Source organism: Ruegeria sp. AD6, from assembly GCF_056542325.1.
Map to the genome: position 1 here is coordinate 1 of NZ_JBQFZQ010000036.1, position 636 is coordinate 636.

Genomic DNA, 636 nt, shown 5'->3' on the forward strand with positions numbered 1-636 from the left:
GTGGCTGCACATTTTGGGTTAACACCTCGACGATACCAGTCTGGAGAGATGGACAATCCCGGCCGTATCTCGAAGGCTGGTGACAGCGACGTCCGTGCCACGCTGTATGCCGCAGCAAATGCGATGATGATGCGCGCCGTTGCAAGCTCTGAGATCAAGAGTTGGGGCCTGCGCCTGATGCGTCGAAAAGGTCGTCGTCGTGCAGTCGTCGCTGTTGCCAGGAAACTAGCCGTCATCATGCATCGCATTTGGGCGGACAACACAGAGTTTCGTCATGGGAAAGTGGAGGGCGCTGCATGATCTGACCCACCAAAAACCAATGACGGGATCGTCCCTCACCGGACGAGGTCTGTGGATGACGCCGAAAAAGCTCACTGCGCAACTTGAAGCGCGAGACTAAGCGGGGCGCTCCACGTCCATTCCGACACATGCATGCAGCGGTCCAACCGAACCGGGCCATCAATGACTGCGAAGAGAAGTGTGACCCGGATGAGAGACAACGATCCTAAAGCACGGAATCGAAACGATGAAATGAACTTGACCCAAACGCCCGATTAGAGAAGTGAGCTTTCGCTTAAAACACGTGAAAGTCCGTTTCGATGCCGACCGCCCTACGTAGTATGTTGGGCCAAAATG

General features: G+C 55.2%; 1 protein-coding gene. It reads left to right on the top strand.

The features are described from left to right. Positions 1 to 300, top strand: a 300-nt coding sequence (locus ACR0KJ_RS19445; protein WP_480627460.1) for a transposase, incomplete at its 5' end; no start/stop codon positions are given. Positions 301 to 636 lie beyond the last annotated feature (336 nt).